Annotated in this window: 23 protein-coding genes; 11 read left to right on the top strand and 12 right to left on the bottom strand. The window is 61.1% G+C overall.

Annotation, left to right across the window (positions count from 1 at the left end):
* Positions 1–47: 47 nt before the first annotated feature.
* The gene (locus DJ564_RS20415) at positions 48–1,367 is read left to right on the top strand and encodes an Nramp family divalent metal transporter (RefSeq protein WP_109632810.1); all 1,320 of its coding nucleotides are present in this window, start codon (positions 48–50) and stop codon (positions 1,365–1,367) included.
* A 101-nt stretch (positions 1,368–1,468) separates the two neighbouring features.
* On the opposite strand, the gene DJ564_RS20410 is transcribed toward DJ564_RS20415, so the two are convergent.
* On the bottom strand, positions 1,469–2,362 hold the full coding sequence (locus tag DJ564_RS20410; RefSeq protein ID WP_109632809.1) for a LysR family transcriptional regulator: 894 nt from the start codon (positions 2,360–2,362) through the stop codon (positions 1,469–1,471).
* 112 nt (positions 2,363–2,474) lie between these two features.
* On the opposite strand from DJ564_RS20410, the gene DJ564_RS20405 reads away from it, so the two are divergent.
* The gene (locus DJ564_RS20405) at positions 2,475–3,077 is read left to right on the top strand and encodes an NADPH-dependent F420 reductase (protein WP_109632807.1); all 603 of its coding nucleotides are present in this window, start codon (positions 2,475–2,477) and stop codon (positions 3,075–3,077) included.
* A gap of 170 nt (positions 3,078–3,247) precedes the next feature.
* On the opposite strand, the gene DJ564_RS20400 is transcribed toward DJ564_RS20405, so the two are convergent.
* Genes DJ564_RS20400 through DJ564_RS20390 form a run of 3 tightly spaced genes read right to left on the bottom strand, consistent with a single transcriptional unit; the run spans position 3,248 to position 5,838 of the window.
* Complete coding sequence (locus DJ564_RS20400; RefSeq protein ID WP_109632805.1) at positions 3,248–4,429, bottom strand: acetyl-CoA C-acetyltransferase; 1,182 nt, start codon at positions 4,427–4,429, stop codon at positions 3,248–3,250.
* 11 nt (positions 4,430–4,440) lie between these two features.
* Positions 4,441–5,106 carry a CoA transferase subunit B gene (locus DJ564_RS20395; protein ID WP_054051104.1) on the bottom strand — a complete coding sequence of 222 codons (666 nt, stop codon included), beginning with the start codon at positions 5,104–5,106 and terminating at the stop codon, positions 4,441–4,443.
* A 33-nt stretch (positions 5,107–5,139) separates the two neighbouring features.
* Positions 5,140–5,838 carry a CoA transferase subunit A gene (locus DJ564_RS20390; RefSeq protein WP_109632803.1) on the bottom strand — a complete coding sequence of 233 codons (699 nt, stop codon included), beginning with the start codon at positions 5,836–5,838 and terminating at the stop codon, positions 5,140–5,142.
* A 151-nt stretch (positions 5,839–5,989) separates the two neighbouring features.
* Here DJ564_RS20390 and DJ564_RS20385 point away from each other — a divergent pair, with 151 nt between their 5' ends.
* The gene (locus tag DJ564_RS20385) at positions 5,990–6,892 is read left to right on the top strand and encodes a LysR family transcriptional regulator (protein WP_109632802.1); all 903 of its coding nucleotides are present in this window, start codon (positions 5,990–5,992) and stop codon (positions 6,890–6,892) included.
* 122 nt (positions 6,893–7,014) lie between these two features.
* On the opposite strand, the gene DJ564_RS20380 is transcribed toward DJ564_RS20385, so the two are convergent.
* Both DJ564_RS20380 and DJ564_RS20375 read right to left on the bottom strand, forming a co-directional pair.
* Positions 7,015–7,845: an NAD-dependent protein deacetylase gene (locus tag DJ564_RS20380; RefSeq protein ID WP_109632800.1), complete on the bottom strand. Its 831-nt coding sequence runs from the start codon at positions 7,843–7,845 to the stop codon at positions 7,015–7,017.
* A 131-nt stretch (positions 7,846–7,976) separates the two neighbouring features.
* Positions 7,977–9,023, bottom strand: coding sequence for a class I SAM-dependent methyltransferase (locus DJ564_RS20375; RefSeq protein ID WP_109632798.1), 1,047 nt, complete (start codon positions 9,021–9,023; stop codon positions 7,977–7,979).
* A 434-nt stretch (positions 9,024–9,457) separates the two neighbouring features.
* Between DJ564_RS20375 and DJ564_RS20365 the strand changes: the two genes are divergently transcribed.
* From DJ564_RS20365 to DJ564_RS20355, 3 genes are all read left to right on the top strand, one after another.
* Positions 9,458–10,792 carry an acetamidase/formamidase family protein gene (locus DJ564_RS20365; RefSeq protein ID WP_109632795.1) on the top strand — a complete coding sequence of 445 codons (1,335 nt, stop codon included), beginning with the start codon at positions 9,458–9,460 and terminating at the stop codon, positions 10,790–10,792.
* Positions 10,793–10,936: 144 nt separating this feature from the next.
* A complete protein-coding gene (locus DJ564_RS20360; RefSeq protein ID WP_109632793.1) occupies positions 10,937–11,776 on the top strand; it encodes a DUF692 domain-containing protein in 840 nt (279 codons plus the stop codon).
* Positions 11,769–12,527 (top strand): DUF2063 domain-containing protein, encoded by a 759-nt coding sequence (locus DJ564_RS20355; RefSeq protein ID WP_109632791.1) that lies wholly within the window; start codon positions 11,769–11,771, stop codon positions 12,525–12,527. The genes DJ564_RS20360 and DJ564_RS20355 overlap by 8 nt, the downstream gene beginning before the upstream one ends.
* Before the next feature lie 144 nt (positions 12,528–12,671).
* Here DJ564_RS20355 and DJ564_RS20350 read toward each other — a convergent pair whose 3' ends face one another.
* The 5 genes from DJ564_RS20350 to DJ564_RS20330 all read right to left on the bottom strand — a co-directional run bounded on the left by DJ564_RS20350 (position 12,672) and on the right by DJ564_RS20330 (position 16,986).
* Entirely contained in the window at positions 12,672–13,619 is a 948-nt protein-coding gene (locus DJ564_RS20350) for a phosphatidate cytidylyltransferase (protein WP_109632789.1), read from the bottom strand.
* Positions 13,616–14,215, bottom strand: a complete 600-nt coding sequence (locus DJ564_RS20345; RefSeq protein ID WP_109632787.1) for a 1-acyl-sn-glycerol-3-phosphate acyltransferase — start codon at positions 14,213–14,215, stop codon at positions 13,616–13,618. Before DJ564_RS20345 ends, DJ564_RS20350 begins: the two co-directional genes overlap by 4 nt.
* Positions 14,202–14,834 carry a CDP-alcohol phosphatidyltransferase family protein gene (locus DJ564_RS20340; RefSeq protein WP_109632786.1) on the bottom strand — a complete coding sequence of 211 codons (633 nt, stop codon included), beginning with the start codon at positions 14,832–14,834 and terminating at the stop codon, positions 14,202–14,204. Before DJ564_RS20340 ends, DJ564_RS20345 begins: the two co-directional genes overlap by 14 nt.
* Before the next feature lie 104 nt (positions 14,835–14,938).
* Positions 14,939–16,249, bottom strand: a complete 1,311-nt coding sequence (locus DJ564_RS20335; RefSeq protein WP_109632784.1) for an ATP-binding protein — start codon at positions 16,247–16,249, stop codon at positions 14,939–14,941.
* Entirely contained in the window at positions 16,246–16,986 is a 741-nt protein-coding gene (locus DJ564_RS20330; protein ID WP_109632782.1) for a response regulator, read from the bottom strand. The genes DJ564_RS20335 and DJ564_RS20330 overlap by 4 nt, the downstream gene beginning before the upstream one ends.
* A gap of 306 nt (positions 16,987–17,292) precedes the next feature.
* Between DJ564_RS20330 and DJ564_RS20325 the strand changes: the two genes are divergently transcribed.
* The 3 genes from DJ564_RS20325 (at position 17,293) to DJ564_RS20315 (ending at position 19,156) form a co-directional block, all read left to right on the top strand.
* Positions 17,293–17,559 (top strand): DUF2790 domain-containing protein, encoded by a 267-nt coding sequence (locus DJ564_RS20325; protein WP_109632780.1) that lies wholly within the window; start codon positions 17,293–17,295, stop codon positions 17,557–17,559.
* Positions 17,560–17,607: 48 nt separating this feature from the next.
* Positions 17,608–17,862: a hypothetical protein gene (locus DJ564_RS20320; protein WP_109632779.1), complete on the top strand. Its 255-nt coding sequence runs from the start codon at positions 17,608–17,610 to the stop codon at positions 17,860–17,862.
* An 85-nt stretch (positions 17,863–17,947) separates the two neighbouring features.
* On the top strand, positions 17,948–19,156 hold the full coding sequence (locus DJ564_RS20315; RefSeq protein WP_109632777.1) for a cytochrome c biogenesis protein DipZ: 1,209 nt from the start codon (positions 17,948–17,950) through the stop codon (positions 19,154–19,156).
* A 9-nt stretch (positions 19,157–19,165) separates the two neighbouring features.
* Here the strand turns inward: DJ564_RS20315 and DJ564_RS20310 are convergent, their stop codons facing one another.
* Positions 19,166–20,158, bottom strand: coding sequence for an AraC family transcriptional regulator (locus DJ564_RS20310; protein ID WP_109632775.1), 993 nt, complete (start codon positions 20,156–20,158; stop codon positions 19,166–19,168).
* Between the two features lie 183 nt (positions 20,159–20,341).
* On the opposite strand from DJ564_RS20310, the gene DJ564_RS20305 reads away from it, so the two are divergent.
* Together DJ564_RS20305 and DJ564_RS20300 are read left to right on the top strand one after the other, a co-directional pair.
* Positions 20,342–20,611 (top strand): DUF4242 domain-containing protein, encoded by a 270-nt coding sequence (locus tag DJ564_RS20305; RefSeq protein WP_094471809.1) that lies wholly within the window; start codon positions 20,342–20,344, stop codon positions 20,609–20,611.
* A gap of 37 nt (positions 20,612–20,648) precedes the next feature.
* On the top strand, positions 20,649–21,461 hold the full coding sequence (locus tag DJ564_RS20300) for a class I SAM-dependent methyltransferase (RefSeq protein ID WP_109632773.1): 813 nt from the start codon (positions 20,649–20,651) through the stop codon (positions 21,459–21,461).
* Positions 21,462–21,509 lie beyond the last annotated feature (48 nt).

Here is a 21,509-nt window from a genome sequence, read left to right as displayed (position 1 = left end):
GCTGAAACGTCTAAGCTGCGCTTTTCCACCTGTCGACGGATGTTTGCGTGAAATTCAGTTTGCCCAAAGTCGGCACTGCGCCGTTTTGCCCGCCGGAAGTGGCGGGCAGCGTTGCCGTTGACCCGAGCGCCTCATTCTTCAAGCGCATGCTGCGCTTTGCCGGTCCAGGCTTACTGGTGTCCATCGGTTACATGGACCCGGGCAATTGGGCGACCGCCATCGAGGCGGGTTCGCGGTTCGGTTACAGCCTGTTGTTCGTGGTGCTGCTGGCGAGTCTGGCGGGGATGGTGGTGCAATGTTTGTGTTCGCGCTTGGGCATCGCCACGGGTCGTGACCTGGCGCAACTGTCCCGGGAGCGCTACAGCACGCGGACCGCGCGGACCCAATGGGTGCTGGCGGAAATCTCGATCATCGCCACTGACCTGGCGAAAGTACTCGGTTGTGCCCTGGCGTTCCATCTGCTGCTGGGCTGTTCGCTGACCGTCGGCATCGCGCTGACCGCGTTTGACACGCTATTGGTATTGGCCCTGCAAAACCGTGGTTTCCGCCGGCTGGAGGCGATCATGCTGGTGCTGGTGAGCACCATCGGCGTGAGCTTCTTCGTCGAGTTGCTGCTGATCAAACCGTACTGGCCGGACGTGGCCCGTGGTTTTACACCGTCCCTGTCAGCCATCGGCGATGCCGCGCCGCTGTACCTGGCCATCGGCATCCTCGGGGCCACGGTAATGCCGCATAACTTGTACCTGCACACCTCGATCGTACAGACCCGAATGATCGGCAAGGACCTGGCCAGCAAGCAGGACGCGGTCAAACTGGCGCGCATCGACACCATTGGCTCCCTGGCGCTGGCGCTGCTGGTCAATGCGGCGATCCTGATCCTCGCCGCAGCGGCGTTTCACAAGAGCGGGCACACCGACGTGGTGGACATCCAGGACGCCTATCACTTGCTCGATCCGCTGGTGGGCGGCGCCTTGGCCAGCGTGTTGTTCGGGGTGGCGTTGCTGGCTTCGGGGCAGAGTTCGACCTTTACCGGAACCATCGCCGGGCAGGTGATCATGGAGGGCTATCTGAACCTGCGGCTCCCTTGCTGGCAACGGCGGCTGATTACCCGCGGGCTGGCGTTGATCCCGGCGTTCATCGGGGTCTGGTTGATGGGTGATAACGCGATTGGCAAGTTGCTGGTGTTGAGTCAGGTGGTGTTGAGTCTGCAGTTGCCGTTCGCGTTGTATCCGCTGATTCGCATGACCAACGATCACAAACTGATGGGGCCGTTTGTGAACCGCTGGCCGACGCGGGTATTGGCGTGGGGGTTGTTTGTGGTGATCAGTGGGGCGAATAGCTGGTTGATCTTCCAGTTTCTCGGGTGACTGGGTTGGCCTCATCGCGGGCAAGCCCGCTCCCACAGGTTTGATGTACGACACAAATCCACTGTGGGAGCGGGCTTGCCCGCGATGAACGATAACGCGGTCTACTTCTGAAACGCTTCAACCACAAAATCAATAAACACCCGGGTCTTGGCCGGCATCAACGTCCGGCTCGGGTAGTACAACGAGATCGGCCCAGCGTCGGCGTGCCAATCGGGCAACAGACGCACCAGTTCGCCGCGCTGGATATTCGCCGCCACGTCCGGCAACACCAGCAGCGTCACGCCCAGGCCGAGGATCGCCGCCTCACGCATGGCCGCCGGGTCGTTGAGCACGATGTTCTCGGTCAAAATCCCCTGCGCCTCATTGCCCACACCATCCTGCATGACCCACTGCCGAATCCGTCCGGTGCGGGTGCCGCGCATCACGATGCCGTTCAATCGGTGCAAGTCCGGCGGACTGTCGGGCGGCGTGCGTCCCGCCATATAGGCCGGTGATGCCACTGCCACGACATGCGCCGCCGCCAAGGTTCGGGAGATGACCCCGGGCGTCAACTCGAAACCACCGCCGATGGCCGCGTCATAGCCTTCGGCAATCAGTTCCACCTGACGGTTTTCGAAGTGCCATTCCGGTTTGATCAGCGGGTAACGCTTGAGGAACTCCGGCAACAGCGGTAGCACATGATCGATGCCAAACGTCGGCGCCAGGCTGACTTTGAGTACCCCGGCCGGCTCGCCCTGATCGCTGCTCATCGCGCTGATCGCCGACTGTAATGCTTGCAGGTTGCCGCCGATGCTCGCCAAAAAACGCTCGCCAGCCTCGGTCAGCGATAGTTTGCGGGTCGAGCGCTGGAACAGCCGCACACCGATGTTTCGTTCGAGTATCGCTACATTGCGACTGACGGCGGCGGGCGTCAGCGCCAGCAAGCGGGCCGCGGCAGAAAAGCTGCCGGTCTCGGCGCTGCGGACAAACGACTCAAGGTTGGCAAGGGTTTCCATGGCTGGCACCTGATAGCAATGCTTGAAGATGATTCAAGGCATTACCGTCTAATAAAGTCCTAATGGCAAGCTCAGTATTCACTCCAACGACAACCCCTCGGAGTGAACCATCATGATCAAAATTGGAATCATCGGCGCCGGCGCCATTGGCTCAGCCTTTGCCCGAGCGCTTTCACGCAAAGGCATTGAGATCGTTATCGCCAACAGCCGTGGGCCAGAAACACTGGCTTCGCTGGTGGAAGAACTCGGGCCAACGGCTCGTGCAGGAACCCGTGAAGAAGCGGCCGCACAAGCCATTGTGCTGGTCGCCGTCAACTGGTCGAAATTGCCGACGGCATTGGCGGGCCTGCCGGATTTTGACGGGCGGATCGTCATCGACGCCAACAACTCGATCGAGGCGCCGTCGTTCAAAGCCGTGGATTTGCAGGGGCGTACGTCCAGCGAAGTGTTTGCCGAATGGGTGCCTGGGGCGCGGGTGGTGAAGGCATTCAACCATTTGGCGGCGCGGTTGCTGGAAAGCGATCCGGCGGCGGAGGGCGGGCAGCGGGTGCTGTTTGTTTCGGGCGATGACGCCGAGGCGAACGCTCAAGTGATCGGGTTGACCGAGCGATTGGGCTTCTTCGGGATTGATCTTGGGGAGTTGAGTGTCGGCGCGCGACTGGCGCAGTTTCCGGGTGGACCGTTGCCTACGCTGAACCTGGTGAAATTTGCCTGAAAGGCAGGCCAAAAGAACCCGGTGCTTCTGATAACAGTCAGCTCATACAGACACTGACTGTGGCGAGGGAGCAAGCTCCCTCGCCACAAAAGCCTGCAACGCAGGAACACCGGGGGTGTTTCCAGACTGCGGCGGCTCTTCGTGGGTCCCCGCGCAGTCTGTTGAACGCTTTACGCCCGCTCGATCGCCAGCGCTACACCCTGACCACCACCGATGCACAAGGTGGCGAGGCCTTTCTTGGCGTCACGCTTGATCATTTCGTGCAGCAAGGTCACCAGCACACGGCAGCCCGATGCACCAATCGGGTGACCGAGGGCGATGGCGCCGCCGTTGACGTTGACCTTGTTCAAGTCCCATTCCAGGTCCTTGGCCACCGCCAGGGATTGCGCGGCGAAGGCTTCGTTGGCTTCAATCAGGTCCAGTTGGTCGATCGACCAGCCGGCCTTGCTCAGGCAGCGACGCGTCGCCGAGACCGGGCCGATGCCCATGATCGCCGGATCGACGCCCGCGTTGGCGTAAGCGGCGATTTTCGCCAGCACGGGCAGGCCCAGGGCCTTGGCTTTTTCAGCGCTCATCAGGATCACGGCGGCGGCGCCGTCGTTCAGGGACGAGGCGTTGCCGGCGGTCACCGAACCGTCCTTCTTGAAGGCCGGTTTCAGTTTGCCCAGCGCTTCAGCGGTGGTGCCGGCGCGTGGCTGTTCGTCTACCTGGAAGGCGACCGGATCGCCCTTGCGCTGCGGAATCAGGATTGGCGTGATTTCATCGACAAAACGCCCGGCTTCAATGGCGGCCGTGGCTTTCTGCTGGGAGGCCGCGGCGAAGGCGTCTTGTTGCTCGCGAGTCAGGCTGTACTTCTCGGCCAGGTTCTCGGCGGTAATGCCCATGTGGTAATCGTTGAACGCATCCCACAGGCCGTCGCTGATCATGGTATCGACGATTTGCGCGTGACCCATGCGCAGACCGGTGCGAGCGCCCGGCATAACGTAATTGGACAGGCTCATGTTTTCCTGGCCGCCGGCAATGATCACGTCGGCATCGCCGCAGCGAATAGCCTGAGTGGCCAGGTGCAGCGCTTTCAGGCCCGAACCACAGACCTTGTTCAGGGTCATCGCAGGCACGGTGAAGGGCAGGCCGGCCTTGATCGCGGACTGGCGCGCAGGGTTTTGCCCGGCGCCGGCGGTCAATACCTGGCCCATGATCACTTCATCGACTTCAGCTACGTCCAGACCGGTTTGCGCCAGCAACTGACGGATCACCGCAGCACCGAGATCAACGGCGGAAACGCTCGCCAAGGCCCCCTGGAAACTGCCAATGGCGGTACGGGTGGCGGCAACAATAACGACGTCTTGCATGGAATGATTCCTCACTGAGCAGCGAACTGCATTTCCGGAACGTGATCCGGCACGATCAGTTTACCGGCGGTCTTGGCGACAATCTCTTCGACGCTGACGCCCGGCGCACGTTCTTTGAGAATGAACGCGCCGTTTTCGATTTCAAGATAAGCCAGGTCGGTCAGCACACGCTTGATGCATCCGGCGCCGGTCAGCGGCAGGCTGCATTTGGACAGAAGCTTGGACTCACCGTCCTTGGACGCGTGGGTCATGATGACGATGATGTTGTCTGCGCCGGCCACCAAGTCCATCGCGCCGCCCATGCCCTTGACCAGTTTGCCGGGGATCATCCACGAGGCGATGTTGCCTTCAACGTCGACTTCGAAAGCACCCAGCACGGTCAGGTCGACATGACCCCCGCGAATCATCGCGAAGGACTCGGCCGAGGAAAAGATCGAAGCGCCGATACGCGCGGTCACCGTTTGTTTGCCGGCGTTGATCATGTCGGCATCGATGGTTTCTTCAGTAGGAAAAGGACCCATGCCGAGCAGGCCGTTTTCCGACTGCAGCATGACTTCCATGCCTTCAGGAATGTAGTTGGCAACCAGGGTCGGAATGCCGATGCCCAGGTTCACGTAAAAGCCGTCCTGCATTTCGCGGGCGACGCGTTGAGCCATTTGTTCGCGGGAAAGTGCCATTGTTATTCTTCCTTCAGGTCCGGGGGCTGGGGATCACTTACGCACGGTGCGCTGTTCGATGCGCTTCTCGAACGTGCCGCAAATGACCCGGTCGACGTAGATGCCAGGGGTGTGGATCTGCGACGGGTCCAGCTCGCCGGGTTCGACAATTTCTTCGACTTCGACCACGGTGATCTTGCCGGCGGTGGCGGCCAGCGGGTTGAAGTTCTGGGCGGTGTGGCGATAGATGACGTTGCCGAAGTGATCGGCTTTCCAGCCTTTGACGATGGCGAAGTCACCGGTGATGGATTCTTCCATCAGGTACTTGCGGCCATGGAATTCACGCACTTCCTTGCCATCGGCAACGGGCGTGCCGACGCCGGTGGCGGTGAAGAAGGCCGGGATGCCGGCACCGCCTGCGCGCATTTTTTCGGCCAGGGTGCCTTGCGGGGTCAGGACGACTTCGATTTCGCCTTTCAGCAATTGGTCTTCGAACAGTTTGTTCTCGCCGACGTAGGAGGCCACTACTTTACTGATCTGCCGGTCTTCCAGCAGCACACCGAGGCCGAAACCGTCGACGCCACAGTTGTTGGAAACCACGGTGAGGTCGCGGGTGCCTTTGCGCTTGATCTCGGCGATCAGGTTTTCCGGGATCCCGCACAGGCCGAAGCCGCCGGCGATCACGGTCATGCCGTCTTCAAGACCTGCCAGAGCTTCCTCATAGGAACTCACGCGCTTGTCGAAACCTGCCATATGCACCTCTTTTATTCTTTGTGGGCGGCTGGCTAGCCGTATGGGGTAGGAGTGTCTCGCTGGAGGATTTATTTGTTAAGTTGATTTTTAAGGTTGATTGATAGATAAAACTCACCAATCAATCATCTGTACTACGTTGGAGCCAGCGGTCATGACAGTCAAGCAGATCCGCGCATTCCTGGCCGTCGCCCAGAGCCTGAGTTTCGCCGTGGCCTGCGAGCGATTGCACCTGTCGCAATCGGCCTTGAGCCTGACCATCAAGGCCCTGGAAGAGGGGCTGGGCGGCCGGTTATTCACCCGCAACACGCGCAATGTGGCGTTGACGGCAGAAGGCGAATCCCTGGTGCCGCTGGCGCGCCGGCTGATTGCCGACTGGGACAACGCCGAGGATGAACTGCGCCAGCGTTTCACCCTGCAGCGCGGACGCGTGACCCTGGCGGCGATGCCCTCGTTTGCCGGCAATCTGCTGCCGCCGATCCTCAAGACCTTTCGCGCCCGGTATCCCAAGGTCAACGTCACGGTGAACGACGTGATCAACGAGCAAGTGCTGGAAATGGTGCGCGACCGGCAGGTGGAACTGGGGGTGGCGTTTGAGCCGAGCCAGAGTTCATCGCTGGAATTCACGCCGTTGTATCGGGATCGTTTTGTTGCCGTGGTGCCGGACGATTCTCCCTTGGCCGCACTGAAAGACATCGATTGGCAAACCTTGCTCAAGGAACCGTTCATCACCTTGCAGCGCCCCTCGACGGTGCGGGTGATGCTGGAAGAACACTTGCAGGCCCGGGGGATGAAGTTGCCGGTGGAATTTGAAAGCCATCAGCTGGCGACGGTCGGGCGCATGGTCGCCAGCGGATTGGGCGTGAGCGCCGTGCCGGCGTTGTGCGCCGGGCAGATGCGCGAATTGGGTGCGCGGTGCATTACCTTGCGCGACCCGGTGGTGGAACGGGCGATTGGAGTGTTGACCAAGCCTGGGGTGGAACTGTCGGCGGCGGCGCAGGCGTTGTTCGATATCCTGAAAGCCGAGAACCTGGGCCAACAAGTGTCCATGCCCTGATCACAATCCCCTGTGGGAGCGAGCCTGCTCGCGATGGCGGTGTATCAGGCGACATCAATGTTGAAGGTGCTGGCCTCATCGCGAGCAGGCTCGCTCCCACAGGGATTGGGTTTCGTCAGTCATTAAGTGGTCAGGCGCTGAGCCAGCAAGGGCAACAGCTGTTCGCACGATGCCTCAATCTTCATATCCAGCAGATCATCTGCCCGGGTCTTGCCCAGATTGATCGCCATCAACGGCTTTCCCTGATCCGCCACCACCCGGCACAAGCGAAACGCCGAATACGCCATCAACGACGACCCCACCACCAACAACCCCGCCGCCTGTTCCACCGCCGCCATGGCCTTGGCTGCCGTCACCTGCGCCACATTCTCGCCAAAAAACACCACGTCCGGCTTCATCCTTTCACCCGCGCAATGCGGACAATGCGGCACCTGGAACCGCGCCTCGAACGCCGGATCCAGCAACGTGTCGCCATCCGGTGCCTGCACCGCATCGACCCCGGCCAGATAGGGATTCTGCGCTTCCATCAGTTGCTGAATCGAATCCCGCTCGCTGCGCTGTCCACAGTCCAGGCACAGTACCCGGTGCAGGCTGCCGTGAAGTTCGATCACATCATGGCTGCCGGCCTGATCGTGCAGGGTGTCGACGTTCTGGGTGATCAGCCCGCTGATCTGCTGGCTGCTTTGCAAACTGGCCAGGGCTTCGTGGGCCACGTTCGGCTGAGCCTGGCGCACCCGCGGCCAGCCGAGCATCGCCCGCGCCCAGTAACGGCGCCGTGATTCCGGGGCCGACAGGAACTCCTGATACATCATCGGTTGCCGGCCGCGCCGCACGCCCTGATTGTCGCGGTAGTCCGGAATGCCCGACGGGGTGCTGATGCCGGCGCCGGTCAGCACCATGAATGGCTGCTCGGCCATCAATCGCTGGAGTCGGTCGATTTGTTCGTCGAGCATGTTCAACACTCCGCAAGGCCTTGAGTGTCTGCAGAGTAGCATTGCCGATCACCCTGTAGGAGCGCGGCTTGCCGGCGAAGGCGATTTCAAAAACGCCATCACCCGCAAGCCATGCGCCACAGGTCCAGGGATTACTTACGCGCCTCCAGAATCAGGTTGAACGGCGTTTCCGTCGCCCGCCGGAAACTCTTGAATCCGGCTTCGGTAAAGACCTTGCGCAACCGTGCCTCACCCGCCTGAGCGCCGAGCCCGAGGCCGACTTCCTGAGACAGCGAGTTCGGGGTGCAAATGAAGGTCGACGCGGCGTAGAACAGCCGTCCGACCGGGGTGACGTTGTCGTCGAGCGAGTCGTTGGCGAACGGTTCCACCAGCAGCACCGTGCCGTCCGGTTTCAGTGCGTCATACGCGTGTTTTGCCGCGCCCACCGGGTCGCCCATGTCGTGCAGGCAGTCGAAATAGCAGACCAGGTCATAGTCGTCGCCGGGGAAGCTTTTCGCGGTGCCCTGGAAGAACCGCGCGCGGCCGGAAACGCCGCCTTCTTCGGCGCGTTGGGTGGCGACGGTGACGGACGGTGCGTGGTAGTCGAAACCAACGAACCGTGAGTCCGGGAACGCCTGGGCCATGATCACCGTTGATGCACCGTGACCGCAGCCGATGTCCGCCACTTTGGCGCCGGACTGCAATTTGGCGACCACGCTGTCGAGTGCCGGCAGCCATTCGGCAATCAGGTGCGCCTTGTAACCGGGCCGGAAGAACCGTTCCGTGCCGCTGAACATGCACGGATGGTGATCGCCCCAGGCCAGGGCGCCGTTGCCGCGCATGGCGTTGACCAGTTTGTCCTTGTCATGGAAAAACGACGCGACCACCCCGATACCGCCTGCGATGTAAACCGGCGAATCTTCGATGGCCAATGCCAGCGCTTGCTCTTCGGGCAGGCGGAACTGGCCGCTCTCGTGCTCCATGTAACCGGAAGCGGCGTGGGCGCTGAGCCATTCGCGCAACAGGCGGGGATTGCAGCCGGTCTTGTCGGCGAGTGCTTCGGGGGTGATCGGCTGACTGTCGGCCATGGCCCGGTACAGGCCAAGCTCTTCGCCGAGGATGACGTTGGCAAGCATCGCCGCGCCGCCCATGTCGTTCACCAGTTTGCCCATGAAATCATTGAGTCTGGCCTCGTCCATCACATGTGCTCCTTCAGCAGGATCACGGTCCAGAGGCCTTGTTTTTCGAGGCGTTCACCCTGGGCGGTGGTCGTGGGAATGACCAGGACGCTCTGCACGTCCTGCGTGCATTAAGTTTAGTCCGAGCCCCTTGCTCCGCGGCCTGGAGCGACGAAAGCCCATCTCCCTGACACCACTGAACCCCTGTGGGAGCTAGCCTGCTAGCGATGGAGGTCCAGACACCGCGGTCATTCAGACAGCAGGCGTAATCGTTAACGCCCATCGCTAGCAGGCTAGCTCCCACAGGGTATTGGTGGTGTGTATCGCACTGTATCTAACCGGCATCCCGACACATTCCAGTTCATTCCCCGCCACCGCCGAACACAGCCCAGATACAAACCTGCGATGAACTGCATAGGCCGCTTGGCACCCTATACACCGTGAAGGGGACAACAATGACCACGCTCCAGCCTGAAACCGACCTGCAATCCACTCCCGTCAACCACCTGCGCGTCGATCAGTACACCAATGGCCTCATCGGCCCCAGCCAACCGATGCTCGGACCTCTGGCCGATGGCGGCACCCTGATCACCGGCACGCCGCCGGGCTGCTGGGGTCCGATGATCACGCCGGCCTTCGAGGGCGGCCATGAGGTGACGCAACCGGTGGCCATCGCCGGGGCAGAAGTCGGCGACGCCGTGGCGATCAAGATCAAAAGCATGCGCGTCACTTCGCTGGCGACCTCGTCCGGGGTCATGAGCTTCGTGGAGGGGCGATACAACGGCGACCCGTTTGTCGCCAAGTTCTGCTCCAAGTGCGGCACCGACCACCCGGCCAGTCATGTCGAAGGCATTGGCGAGGAGTCGATTCGTTGTAACAACTGCGGCGCCGAAGTCAGCGCGTTTCGCTTCAGCCATGGCTACGTGATCGTGTTCGATGCGCAGAACCAGGTCAGCCTGACCGTCAATCAGGACGTCGCCAACCGATTGGCCGGCAATGCCTCGCAAATGTCAGCCCTGCCGGAATTCGCCGCCCAGCACTCGATCCTGTCCCTGGCCCGCGCCGACATTCCCGGCGTTGCCGCGCACATGCGCCCGTTCCTCGGCAATATCGGCACCACGCCGTCCCGTGACTTGCCCGATTCGCACAACTGCGCCGATTTCGGCCAATACCTGATCAACGCGCCGCACCGTTTCGGCATGACCCGCGAAGAGCTGCACGCGGCCAAGACTGACGGCCACATGGACACCAACTCGATCCGCGAAGGCTGCGTGCTGATCTGCCCGGTGAAAGTGCCGGGAGCCGGTGTGTACATGGGCGACATGCACGCCCAGCAAGGCAACGGCGAAATCGCCGGGCACGCCACCGATTGCTCCGGGGAAACCGAAGTGGTGGTGCAAGTGGTGAAAAACCTGACGCTGGAAGGGCCGATCCTCCTGCAAAACCTCGACGATCTGCCGCCCATGGCGCGGCCGATGAATGCCGAACAGCGGCAGAAAGTCCGCGAACTGGGTGAGCGTTGGGGGCAGCACGACATCGAGCAGAGCGGTCCCATCACCTTTATCGGCAGCGGCGAGAACCTCAACGTCGCCGTCGAGAACGGTTTGAAACGCGCCGCTTCGGTCACCGGCCTGCCGTATGACGAAGTGCTCAACCGAGCGACCATCACCGGCTCGATCGACATCAGCCGCTTGCCGGGCACCGTCCGCGTGACCTTCCTGTGCCCGATGGACGTGCTCGATCGCATCGGCATCGGTCATCTGGTGCGCGAGAAATACGACCTGGCGTAACGCCTGCCAAAGGGTCTGTACCGAAGTGTGTACAGACCCGCTGGCGATACAAGCGCTGCGATTTTCTGCCGCTGCGCAACACAGCCCCGATACACCGCTTGGATTAACTGTGATTCCGAACTGGCAACCTTCGAGATCGACATCATGCAGACCTCCATCACCTCAGCGAAAGCGACCGTCGGGCTTGGCTTGCGTCGCGGATTAATGAAAGACCTCCAGGCCGCCCGTACCGGCGATTTCGATTTTCTGGAAGTCGCCCCGGAAAACTGGATCGGCATCGGCGGTGCCCACGGTCATGCGTTGCGTGCCCTGGCCGAGCGTTTTCCGTTGTCCTGCCACGGCTTATCGCTGTCGCTGGGTGGACCGGCGCCGCTGGACGTCGGGTTTTTGCAGGAAGTCCGGGTGTTCCTCGATCACTACAACGTGCCGCTGTACAGCGAGCACCTGAGTTATTGCGGCGATGACGGTCATCTTTACGACCTGTTGCCGTTGCCGTTTACCGAAGAAGCGGTGCATCACGTTGCCGCTCGAATTCGCCAGGCCCAGGACATTCTCGGTCGGCGCCTGGCGGTGGAAAACGTGTCCTACTATGCCGCACCCCAGCAGGACATGGACGAAGTGACCTTCACCAACGCGGTCCTGCGTGAAGCCGATTGCGACCTGTTGCTGGACGTCAACAACGTCTACGTCAACTCGATCAACCATGGGTTCGATCCGCAGGACTTTCTGGCCGGCATCGATTCGGGCCGGGTGGTGGCGATGCACGTGGCCGGGCACTTCGATGAGTCCGATACGTTGAAAATAGACACCCATGGCGCGTCGGTGAAACCAGTGGTGTGGTCGTTGCTGGCCCAGGCTTACGCCCGGTTTGGCGCACAACCGACGCTGCTGGAGCGGGATTTCAACTTCCCGGCGTTCTCCGAACTGGTGGCTGAATTGCAGACTATTCGCCGTTTGCAGGCTGAGGGGGTGAACCGTGGTTAAACACTCGTTGCATCACCAGCAATCCACGCTGGGCCAGTACCTGCGCGATCCCGATCACTGCGCGCCGCCGGCCGGGATGGATGTGGCGCGGGCACAGGTTTACCGCGACCTGATTTTTTCCAACCTGTCGTTGTTGCTCAGCGGGACCTTTCCGGTGCTGATCAAGATTCTCGGTGATGAGCACTGGCGTTCGCTGGTGCGAATCTTTCTGCGCGACTACCGCGCGCGCACCCCGAAATTCGGTGAAATCGCCCAGGAGTTTGTCGAGTTCCTGGCCTCCGGACCGCAGGCGTTAGGTGAGCGCGAGTGGCCGCCGTTCATGGTGGAACTGGCGCATTACGAGTGGGTTGAAATGGCATTGCAGCAGTCCGAGGCGGAGCCGTTGGCGCCGAGTGATGTGGCCTTGATCCTGGAACGACCGTTGCAGGTGTCGCCGCTGGCCTGGCCATTGGCCTATGCGTGGCCGGTGCAGTTAGTGGGGCCGGATCATCAGCCGGACATTGCACCGCCTCAACCCACATTATTGTTGGTGCGTCGGGCTGAGGACTGGAGTGTGAAATTTTCCGAGCTGAGCCCGTTGGCGTGGCGGTTGTTGCAGCGGATCGAGGAATTTCCCGAGCTGGACGGGCAGGCGCAGCTGGAAGGGTTGGCGGTGGAGGCGGGGGCCGCTGGATCGCCGGAATTCATGGCGAGTGGCGCGGCGTTGTTGCGGCAGATGCACGGGGAAGGGGTTGTTGGCGTAATTGCCTGACCGAATGCAATCCCCCCAAACACCACTTGACCCTGTGGGAGCGGGCTTGCTCGCGAAGGCGTCGTGTCAGGCAACATCACTGTCGACTGACACCGCCTTCGCGAGCAAGCCCGCTCCCACAGGTTTAGTGGTGTGAATGGATATTTATGTGGCGGAGAAGAAATATCGCGTCAGGTGAAAGAAGATCGGCGCCGCAAAGCAAATCGAATCCATCCGATCCAGCATGCCGCCATGGCCCTTGATCATGGTCCCCCAATCCTTCGCGCTCAGGCTGCGTTTAATGGCGGACATAACCAACCCACCCAGAAAACCCATCACCACGATCACCAGCGACATCAGCAGCGACTGCCAGAAATTGAACGGGGTCATCCAGAACATGCACCCGCCAATCAGCGTTGCGGACAGACCGCCACCGACCAAGCCTTCCACCGTTTTCGACGGACTCACCAGCGGTGCAACCTTGTGCTTGCCGAAGAGCTTGCCGAATACGTACTGCAACACATCACTCAACTGCACGACAAACACGAGATAGAACAGCAGCAGCGCGTTCTGCCCCTTGAAGCCTTCCAGGTCCAGCAGCAACAGAGCGGGTGCGTGGCTGATGCAGTAGACGCAAATCATCACCCCCCACTGGATCTTGGCTGCCCGTTCCAGGAACGCGTCGGTGTCCTGGCTCAGCACCGCAATCGCCGGCAACAGCAGGAACGCGTACACCGGAATCAACAGGGTGAACAGCGAATACCAGTGGGTGCCGATCAGCACGTATTGCAGCGGGATCAGAATGAAAAACGCCGAGAACAGCGCGTTATGGTCGCCAAGCCGTGTCGGCGTCAGGGTGATGAATTCCCGGAGCGCGAACAGTGAAATGAAACCAAACAGGATGACCGTTGCGTTGCCGCCCAACAGGTAGGACACGAAGAAGATGATGACCATGCCCCACCAGGCATTCACCCGCTGGTTGAGGTTTTCGATGGTCGACATCGAGCTTTCTGATTGAGCGCGCCTGGCCAGAATCCGGCCGATGATCGAAGCGATCGCCAACAGACAGGCAATGGCGCCGAAGAACCACAAGAACTTTTGGTCAAGATTCATTCCGCCAACCTCACAATCGCTTCACGCGCCCGATCCAGAAACACCTGTTTTTCCTCGCCACTGATCCGTTGCAGCGGGTCGCCGATACGGATCGTGCAGATGATGGGCAGCGGGACGTGTTTGCCTTTTGGCATGGAGCGATGCAGGTTTTCCAGGTAGATGGGCACCAGGTCCACCTCGGGGAATGTCTCGGCCAAACGGTACAGGCCTGATTTGAAAGGACCGGGCAACGCCTCGCTGCCGCGCGTGCCTTCCGGAAAGATGATGATCGAATGGCCGGCACGCACCACATCGAAAATCGGCTCTAGCACATTGACGCCGGGCGCCGGATTGCGCTCGATCAGCACCGCATTCAGGCCTTTCTGCGAGATGTACGAGAGAAATTTGTTCTTTCCCCAGTAGTCAGCGGCGGCGACCGGTTTCACGTTCACCCGGGCTTCCGGTGGCAGGGCGGCGATGATTGCCAGGGTGTCCATGTGACTGGAGTGATTGGCGAAGTAAATGCGTTGGCGTGTCAGGTCCGGCGGGCTTTCCCAGCGGGCGGTGACGCCGATCAGGAAGCGAAGAACAGATATCAGCGCGTTACTGATCCACATGAGCATTCCCCTTGAGCTGGCGCGAGATGGCCAGCGTGCGCGTGACGCAGGTCGCGGCTGAGCCGACAGCAATGATGATCAGCGCGATCAACAGTACGTAGTGAGTGGCATAAACGCTGGCTTCGACGGCATTCAACAGAAGGGCCACGGTCATCACGGCCATGCGATGCTGCTTGGCCATGGGGCCGATGAAGCTTTGCTTCAGGCCAATCGAGCCGCCGAACACCCTGACATACGCCGTCAGTGCCGCGGCCAGCGCCGCGAACCAGCCAAGATCGGCGTAGCCGATGGCATACCCCAGCGCGACGATCAGCAGGCTGTCGGCAATGCGGTCGGGGAATTCGTTGTAGAGGCTGCCGATGTCGGATTTCTTGCCGCCCTCGATCGCTACCATCCCGTCGAAGAGGTTGCACAGCAGGCGCAATTGAATGCCGACAGCGCAGAGGATCGAGCCGATGAGCCCGTTATCAATATTCAATGCCACCGCCCCGGCGAGCGCAAAGGCGATGCTGGCGACGGAGATCTGATTGGGGGAGATGTCTTTTTTCACCAGGAGGTCGGTGATGTGTTTCGCCCAGCCCGCAGAGCGCGTCTTGATGGGCCTTCTGTTGTCATCCATTCGCCAATATCCATATAAGTGTCGGTTTCTATCGGGTGCGCCACCGCCGCGTGTGACGCGACGGTGCCGACAATATAAAGGCTTTCCTTGGCCTTTGGGTCTGTTTACTGACTGCCTGGTCGTACCGGCAGCTTCAACTCCGCACACAACCCGCCGCCTTCACGATTGCTCAACGTCAACGATCCCCCGAGCGCCAACGCCAATTGCTGTGCAATCGCCAGCCCCAGACCGGTGCCGCCGGTGCTGCGGTTGCGCGAATTCTCTACCCGATAAAACGGTTCCATCACGTGGGCCAGCTCCTCTTCGGCAATGCCCGGCCCGCGATCCATGACCTTCACCGACAGGCTGTCTTTTTTCGCTTCCACCTTCAGTTCAGCGGCCCCGGCGAACTTCAGTGCGTTATCCGTCAGGTTGACCAGCACCCGCCGCAAGGCATGCGGCCGGATGTCGATTACCGCGCCACATTTGCCACTGAGCTGCACGTCCTTGCCCACGTCCTGGTAGTCAAACACCAGGCTGTCGAGGAACGAATCCAGGTCGGTGCGGCGGCTTTCTTCGGTGGCGCCGTGCACGCTGCGGGCATACGCCACGCCTTCGCGCACCAAGTGCTCCATCTCGCCGAGGTCACTCCACAATTTGTCTTTCTCGATGCAGTCGTCCATGAATTCGGCGCGCAGTTTCATGCGCGTGATCGGGGTTTGCAGGTCGTGAGAAATCGCCGCCAGCAGTTGCATGCGCTCCTTCAGGTACGCGGCGATGCGCGCCTGCATCGAATTGAAGGCGATGGCGGCGTGGGCAACTTCGGTCGGGCCTTTTTCGTCCAGGTGCACCGCGTGGGCGTTGGGATCAAGGTTGTCCACCGCCTCGGCAAGGCGGGTGAGGGGGCGGATAGCGATTCTGACGGCCAGCCAGGTGCAGGCGATCATCAGCGCCAACTGACCCAACAACACGATGGGTAACCACGGCGACAGCGCCACCATTGCCGGACGCACATCGATGGTGACGGGGCTGCCGTCCGCGAGTTTAAGGTGGACCTGGAAGTGCTTTTGCGGGCCGGGAATGTCGGTCACAGTCATCGGGTAATCCTTGCCGATGGCGTCTTTGATCGAGGTCATCGCGATGGGCATGTCTTCCATGCGGGTGCCCGGCGACCCTTCATTGAGCAGATAACTGTAATTGCGACGGTTCAGTTGTTGCAGCCAGCTCATGCGTTCTTCGGCCGGCAAGCGGTCGAGGATGGCAATGGAGGTCGAGACGTCGGTTTCGAGGTTGCCGAGCATGGTGTTTTTCGCGCTTTCGTAACGCTCGTAATACTGCGCGCCGAAGGACAGCGCCTGCGCCAGGATCAGGCAGACCAGGAAGATCAGCGACAACCGTGAGGCGAGGGTGCGTGGCCAACGAAGCGACAGGTTCATGACGGCGCACCGAGCACGTCCACCGGCAGCGAAAACACGTAGCCCTCACTGCGCACGGTTTTGATATAGGCCGGTTCGCGGGCATCGTCCAGCAAGCGCTGGCGTAAACGGCTGACCAGCAAGTCGATGGAGCGATCAAACAGATCGGCGTCGCGGCCCTGGGTCAGATTCAGCAGTTGGTCACGATTGAGCACCCGTTGAGGGTGATCGAGGAATACTCGCAGCAACCGATATTCCGCGCCGCTGAGCGCGACCATGGTGCCGTCTTCATCCAGCAAGTGCCGGGCCGACGTGTCCAGGCGCCAGCGGCCGAACGCCAGCAGGCGACCGCTTTCGGTGACCACCAGATTCGGCGGCAGCATTCGCGTGCGGCGCAGTACGGCGTTGATTCGGGCGAGCAATTCACGGGCGGCGAATGGCTTGACCAGGTAATCGTCGGCGCCCATTTCCAGGCCGATGATGCGGTCGGTTTCGTCGTTGCGGGCGGTGAGCATAAGCACCGGCGTGGCCTTGTGTTTGCCGGCGCGCAACTCGCGGCAGAGCATCAGGCCATCGTCGCCCGGCATCATGATGTCGAGCACGATCAGGTCCACCGGCGTGGACTCAAGGAAGGTGCGCATCTGACGCCCGTCGGCGACGACCGTGGTGCGCAGGCCGTTCTTCTTGAGGTAGTTGCCTACCAGTTCCCGGATCTCGCGGTCATCGTCCACGATGAGAATGTGATCGACGTGTTCCATGGGGCCAAGCCTCTATCAATGGGGGTTGTTGCGCAGTCTATCGAGCCTTTGCCTGCTCGCCCGCAGCCCTTTGTATTGCAGTGTATCTGGCGTGGCAGCGGATACACGCGAACGCAAAAATACGATTTTCCGGGGGTTTTGTATCGCTCTGTATCAGGGGCCGGCTTTGATACGTACCGATTTACACGCGTCTGTTTTCGACACAGACGAGATACCTCGCGAGCTTCTAATGGGTTCCATCGAGGCAACCCACACAGCCTCTTCTCAATTGAACGATCTACCCATTGAAGCCTTGAGGAAATCACCATGAACACCAAAGCCATCTACGCCGCTTGTTTGTTTGCCGCCCTGAACATCTGCACCTTGTCGGCCCGCGCCGAAGCTACCGATGTCAGCGCCAAAACCTACACCTACGGCACCCACTTGGACATCAAGAAAGTAGTGTCGCTGAAAGAGGACGCCGCGCCTTCCTGCGGGATTGTGAATGCCCAGCTGACCTACCTGGATTCCCAGCAGCACACCCAGGTGCTCGATTACCGCAAGTTTGCTGACGGCTGCAACGCGGACAACTGAGTTCTTCGCTGACCGATTGCCAATCCCCTTTGAAACAGGAAGAAGACCATGAACAACGTCACTCGCTATTTGACCGCTGTTGCTTTCTCCGTCGCCGGTGCGGCGGCCCATGCCAATGCCGCGGTTGAACAGAAAAGCTGCGGCAGCGCGACCTGCTTCCAGCTGACGCCGGTGGCGGAGCAGGGCGGCCATACCTTCCTGGCCGAGGACGGTGCAAGCCGTACGCCGCAGGGTCAGCTGGTTGCAGAGAACGGCGCCAGCCGGACGCCGCAAGGACATTTGCTGGATAACCAGACGGCCTGAAGCCCGAACACTGTTTTGAGCTCACCGCCAATCCCCTGTGGGAGCGGGTGGTGTGTCGTCACTCTCTATTTTCAAGGTGATTACCATGTTTCTCATCGCTTTCCTGGGCGGCATATTGACCGTCCTCAGTCCCTGCATCCTCCCGGTCGTGCCGTTTCTGTTCGCCGGTGTCAAACGCACACGCTCCTCGATCCTGCTCACCCTTGGCGGCATGGTCCTGACCTTCGCCCTGATCTCGAGCCTGGCCGTGGTCAGCAGCGAATGGGTGGTGCAAGCCAACAACACCGGTCGCCACGTCGCGCTCTTCGTGATGGGGTTGTTTGCCCTGTCGCTGATTTCCGCCCGTGTCGGTGACTGGATGGCCCGCCCCTTCGTGGCGCTGGGCAATCGCCTCGACCCCGACACCCGCAAAATGTCCGGCCCGCTGGGTTCGGTCATGATCGGCGTGGCCACCGGGCTGCTCTGGGCACCGTGTGCCGGGCCGATCCTCGGCGTAATTCTCACCGGCGCCATGCTGCAAGGCGCCAACGCCCAGACCAGCCTGTTGCTGTTGGCGTACGGCCTGGGCAGCGCGTTGTCGCTGGGCACCTTGCTCTTCGCCGGTCGCGGCCTGGTCAATCGCTTGAAAGCGTCGATCCCGGTCACCGGTTGGCTGCGGCGTGGTGCCGGTGTTGCCGTGCTGGCCACCGTGGCGGTGATTTCCACCGGTGCCGACCGGACACTGTTGGCCAGCACCTCGTCCGAAAGCGTCAGCAGCCTCGAAAAAGGCGTGATGGAGACCGTGCCGAAAGTCGTCGATTACTTCGTCAGCAAGGTCAAGGCCGACTCCATGGACAACGCCCAAGGCCCTATGCCGTCACTGTCCGGTGCCGTGCAATGGCTGAACTCGCCAGCGTTGAGCAATGATTCGCTCAAAGGCAAAGTGGTGTTGGTGGACTTCTGGACCTACGACTGCATCAACTGCCAGCACACCTTGCCGTACGTGAAGGATTGGGCGAAGAAGTACGAGAAGGATGGCCTGGTGGTCGTCGGCGTCCACACCCCTGAATACGGTTACGAGCGCATCATCGACAACGTCAAGGATCAGGTCAAAGAGCTCGGCATTACCTACCCTGTGGCCATCGACAACAACTACGCGATCTGGCGCGCCTTCGACAACCAGTACTGGCCCGCTCACTACCTGATCGACGCCAAGGGCCAGGTGCGTTACACCCACTTCGGTGAAGGTGCCTACGAAACCCAGGAGAAAATGATTCAGCAACTGCTGGAAGAGGCCAAGGCACCTTCCGCGTAACTCGCGATATCAATGGCTCACAGGCTGCGCGCCGTGGGCCATTGGTTTTTTCTCCTGATTGCGCCGCCAGGCTGCCGGTGGTGCTCCGTACTCTCGACGAAAGGCCCGGCTGAACGCCGTGTCAGTCTGGTAACCCACCTCTTCGGCAATCCGCATCAACGAACTGTTACTGCTGCGTAACAGGTTGGCCGCGAGCAACATCCGCCATTGCGTCAAATACTGCATCGGCGAACTCCCCACCAATTGCGCAAAGCGCTCCGCCAATACCGACCTGGACGTGCCGGCGGTCCGCGCCAGTTCATCCAGGGTCCAGGCGTGACAGGGTTTTTTGTGCAATGCGTTCAGGGCGGCACCGACAATCCGGTCGCTCACACCCGCCAGCCATCCGGTCCGGCCTTCACCGTGCTCGTTCATGTACAGGCGCAGCACTTCGATGAACAGCACCTCGGCCAGTTTCGCCAGCACACCTTCGCCGCCGGGCCTGGGCGAGCGTGCTTCGGCCAGTGCATAACGGACGGAAGATTCCAGCCAGATACCCGCATTCGAGCCGCGCACATTGACCCGGACCACGGCCGGCAACCCGGTCAGTAACATGCCCGCCAACCGCGTATCGCACGCCAGATAACCGCACACCAGACGCGTCACCGCGCCTCCACCGCCGTAGCTCAATTGTCGTGGACGCCGCGCCAGCACCACGTCCAGGCGCTTGCCGGCGACCGGCGTCAGCCCGGGTTGAGAACTCATGCGATGGGCGTCGCCCTGAGGGAATACCACCACATCGCCGGCCGTCAGCCGCAGCGGCGGAGCGTTGCCCATCTCGACGTAGCATTCGCCTTCGGTGATCAAGTGAAAGATCACCACCCGCTCGGCGCCGGGCTCCAGAAACGGGGCAGCGGTGTCGGCACTGGGCGACTGGTAGCACCAGGGCGCCGTGAACCTGGCGTTGATGAAAATCGCACCGACCAGGCGGACGACGCGCAGGGTTTGGGACAGGGCATCCATGGTGGTTTCCCCTGTTGCTGAGGGCTTTCTGATTGTGAGCGCGTCGCCGCCAAACGTGCATTCTCCGGACGATCGGGCAGTGTTGCCCGACGATCGGGCAGGACGCCGGCCCGCGCCGGAGCGATAGTTCGCCTACAGGGCCACTGCCGACCCTGTCATCAATAACAAGAATGAGAGGTTGCCATGCCGAAGTTCGTCATAGAACGCGAGATTCCAGGTGCTGGAACACTGTCAGAAAGGGATTTGAAAGCGGCTTCGCAAAAGTCCTGCCGGGCGTTGCGCGATTTGCCAGAGGTGCAGTGGCTTCAGAGTTATGTCACGGGCGACAAGTTGTACTGCGTGTACATCTCGCCGAGCGAAGCGCTGATCCAGGAGCACGCCAGGCAGAGCGGATTCCCGGCCAACCGAATTTCCCAGGTCACCAACATTATCGATCCGACCACGGCGGAATAAGCCGGGACAGCGTTCCAATCCTTACGGAGCAGAATTAATGAGTACCCCCCTTGATCTCACTGCCCTGAAAAACCGCCAGATGGCCTCCTGGGCCAGCGGCGACTACGCCGTGATCGGCACCACCTTGCAGATTGTCGGCGAGCAACTGGCCGAAGCCTGTGACTTGCTCTGCGACGAGCGTGTGCTGGACGTGGCCGCCGGTAACGGCAATGCGACGCTCGCTGCTGCACGCCGGGGCTGCAACGTCACCTCGACCGACTACGTGGCGGCGCTGCTGGAGCGCGGCGAAGACCGGGCCCGGGCCGAACGCCTGGAGGTGACCTTTCAGGTCGCCGACGCCGAGGCGCTGCCGTTCGAAGACGCCAGCTTCGATGCCGTGCTCTCGACCTTCGGTGTGATGTTTACGCCGGACCAGGCCAAAGCGGCTTCGGAACTGGCCAGAGTGTGTCGCCCCGGCGGCCGTATCGGTTTGGCCAACTGGACGCCGGAAGGCTTCGTCGGCCAGATGTTCAAGACCCTGGGTCGGCATCTGCCGCCACCAGCAGGCGCGCAACCGCCTTCAAACTGGGGAACCGAAGCCTGGTTGCACACGCACTTCGATGAGCGCGACTTCCAGGTCCAGGTGACGCGCCGTACTTTCAACTTCCGCTATCGCTCGGCGGCGCACTTCATCGACACTTTCCGCACCTGGTACGGCCCGGTCCACAAAGCCTTCGCGGCGCTGCCTCCCGAGAGTGGCCAGGCGTTGGAAAGCGACCTGAGCGGACTGATCAACAAGATGAACAGGGCGGGAGAGAAATCGCTGGTGGTGCCGAGTGAATACCTCGAAGTGGTGATCACCCGGCGCTGACCCGGCAGCACACACAACCTCTGTGGGAGCTAGCCTGCTAGCGATGGC

Origin of the sequence: Pseudomonas sp. 31-12 (assembly GCF_003151075.1) — a bacterium.
Taxonomy (GTDB): Bacteria; Pseudomonadota; Gammaproteobacteria; order Pseudomonadales; family Pseudomonadaceae; genus Aquipseudomonas.
Note: the sequence above shows the minus strand (reverse complement) of the source record. Positions and strands in the feature narration are given on the sequence as shown.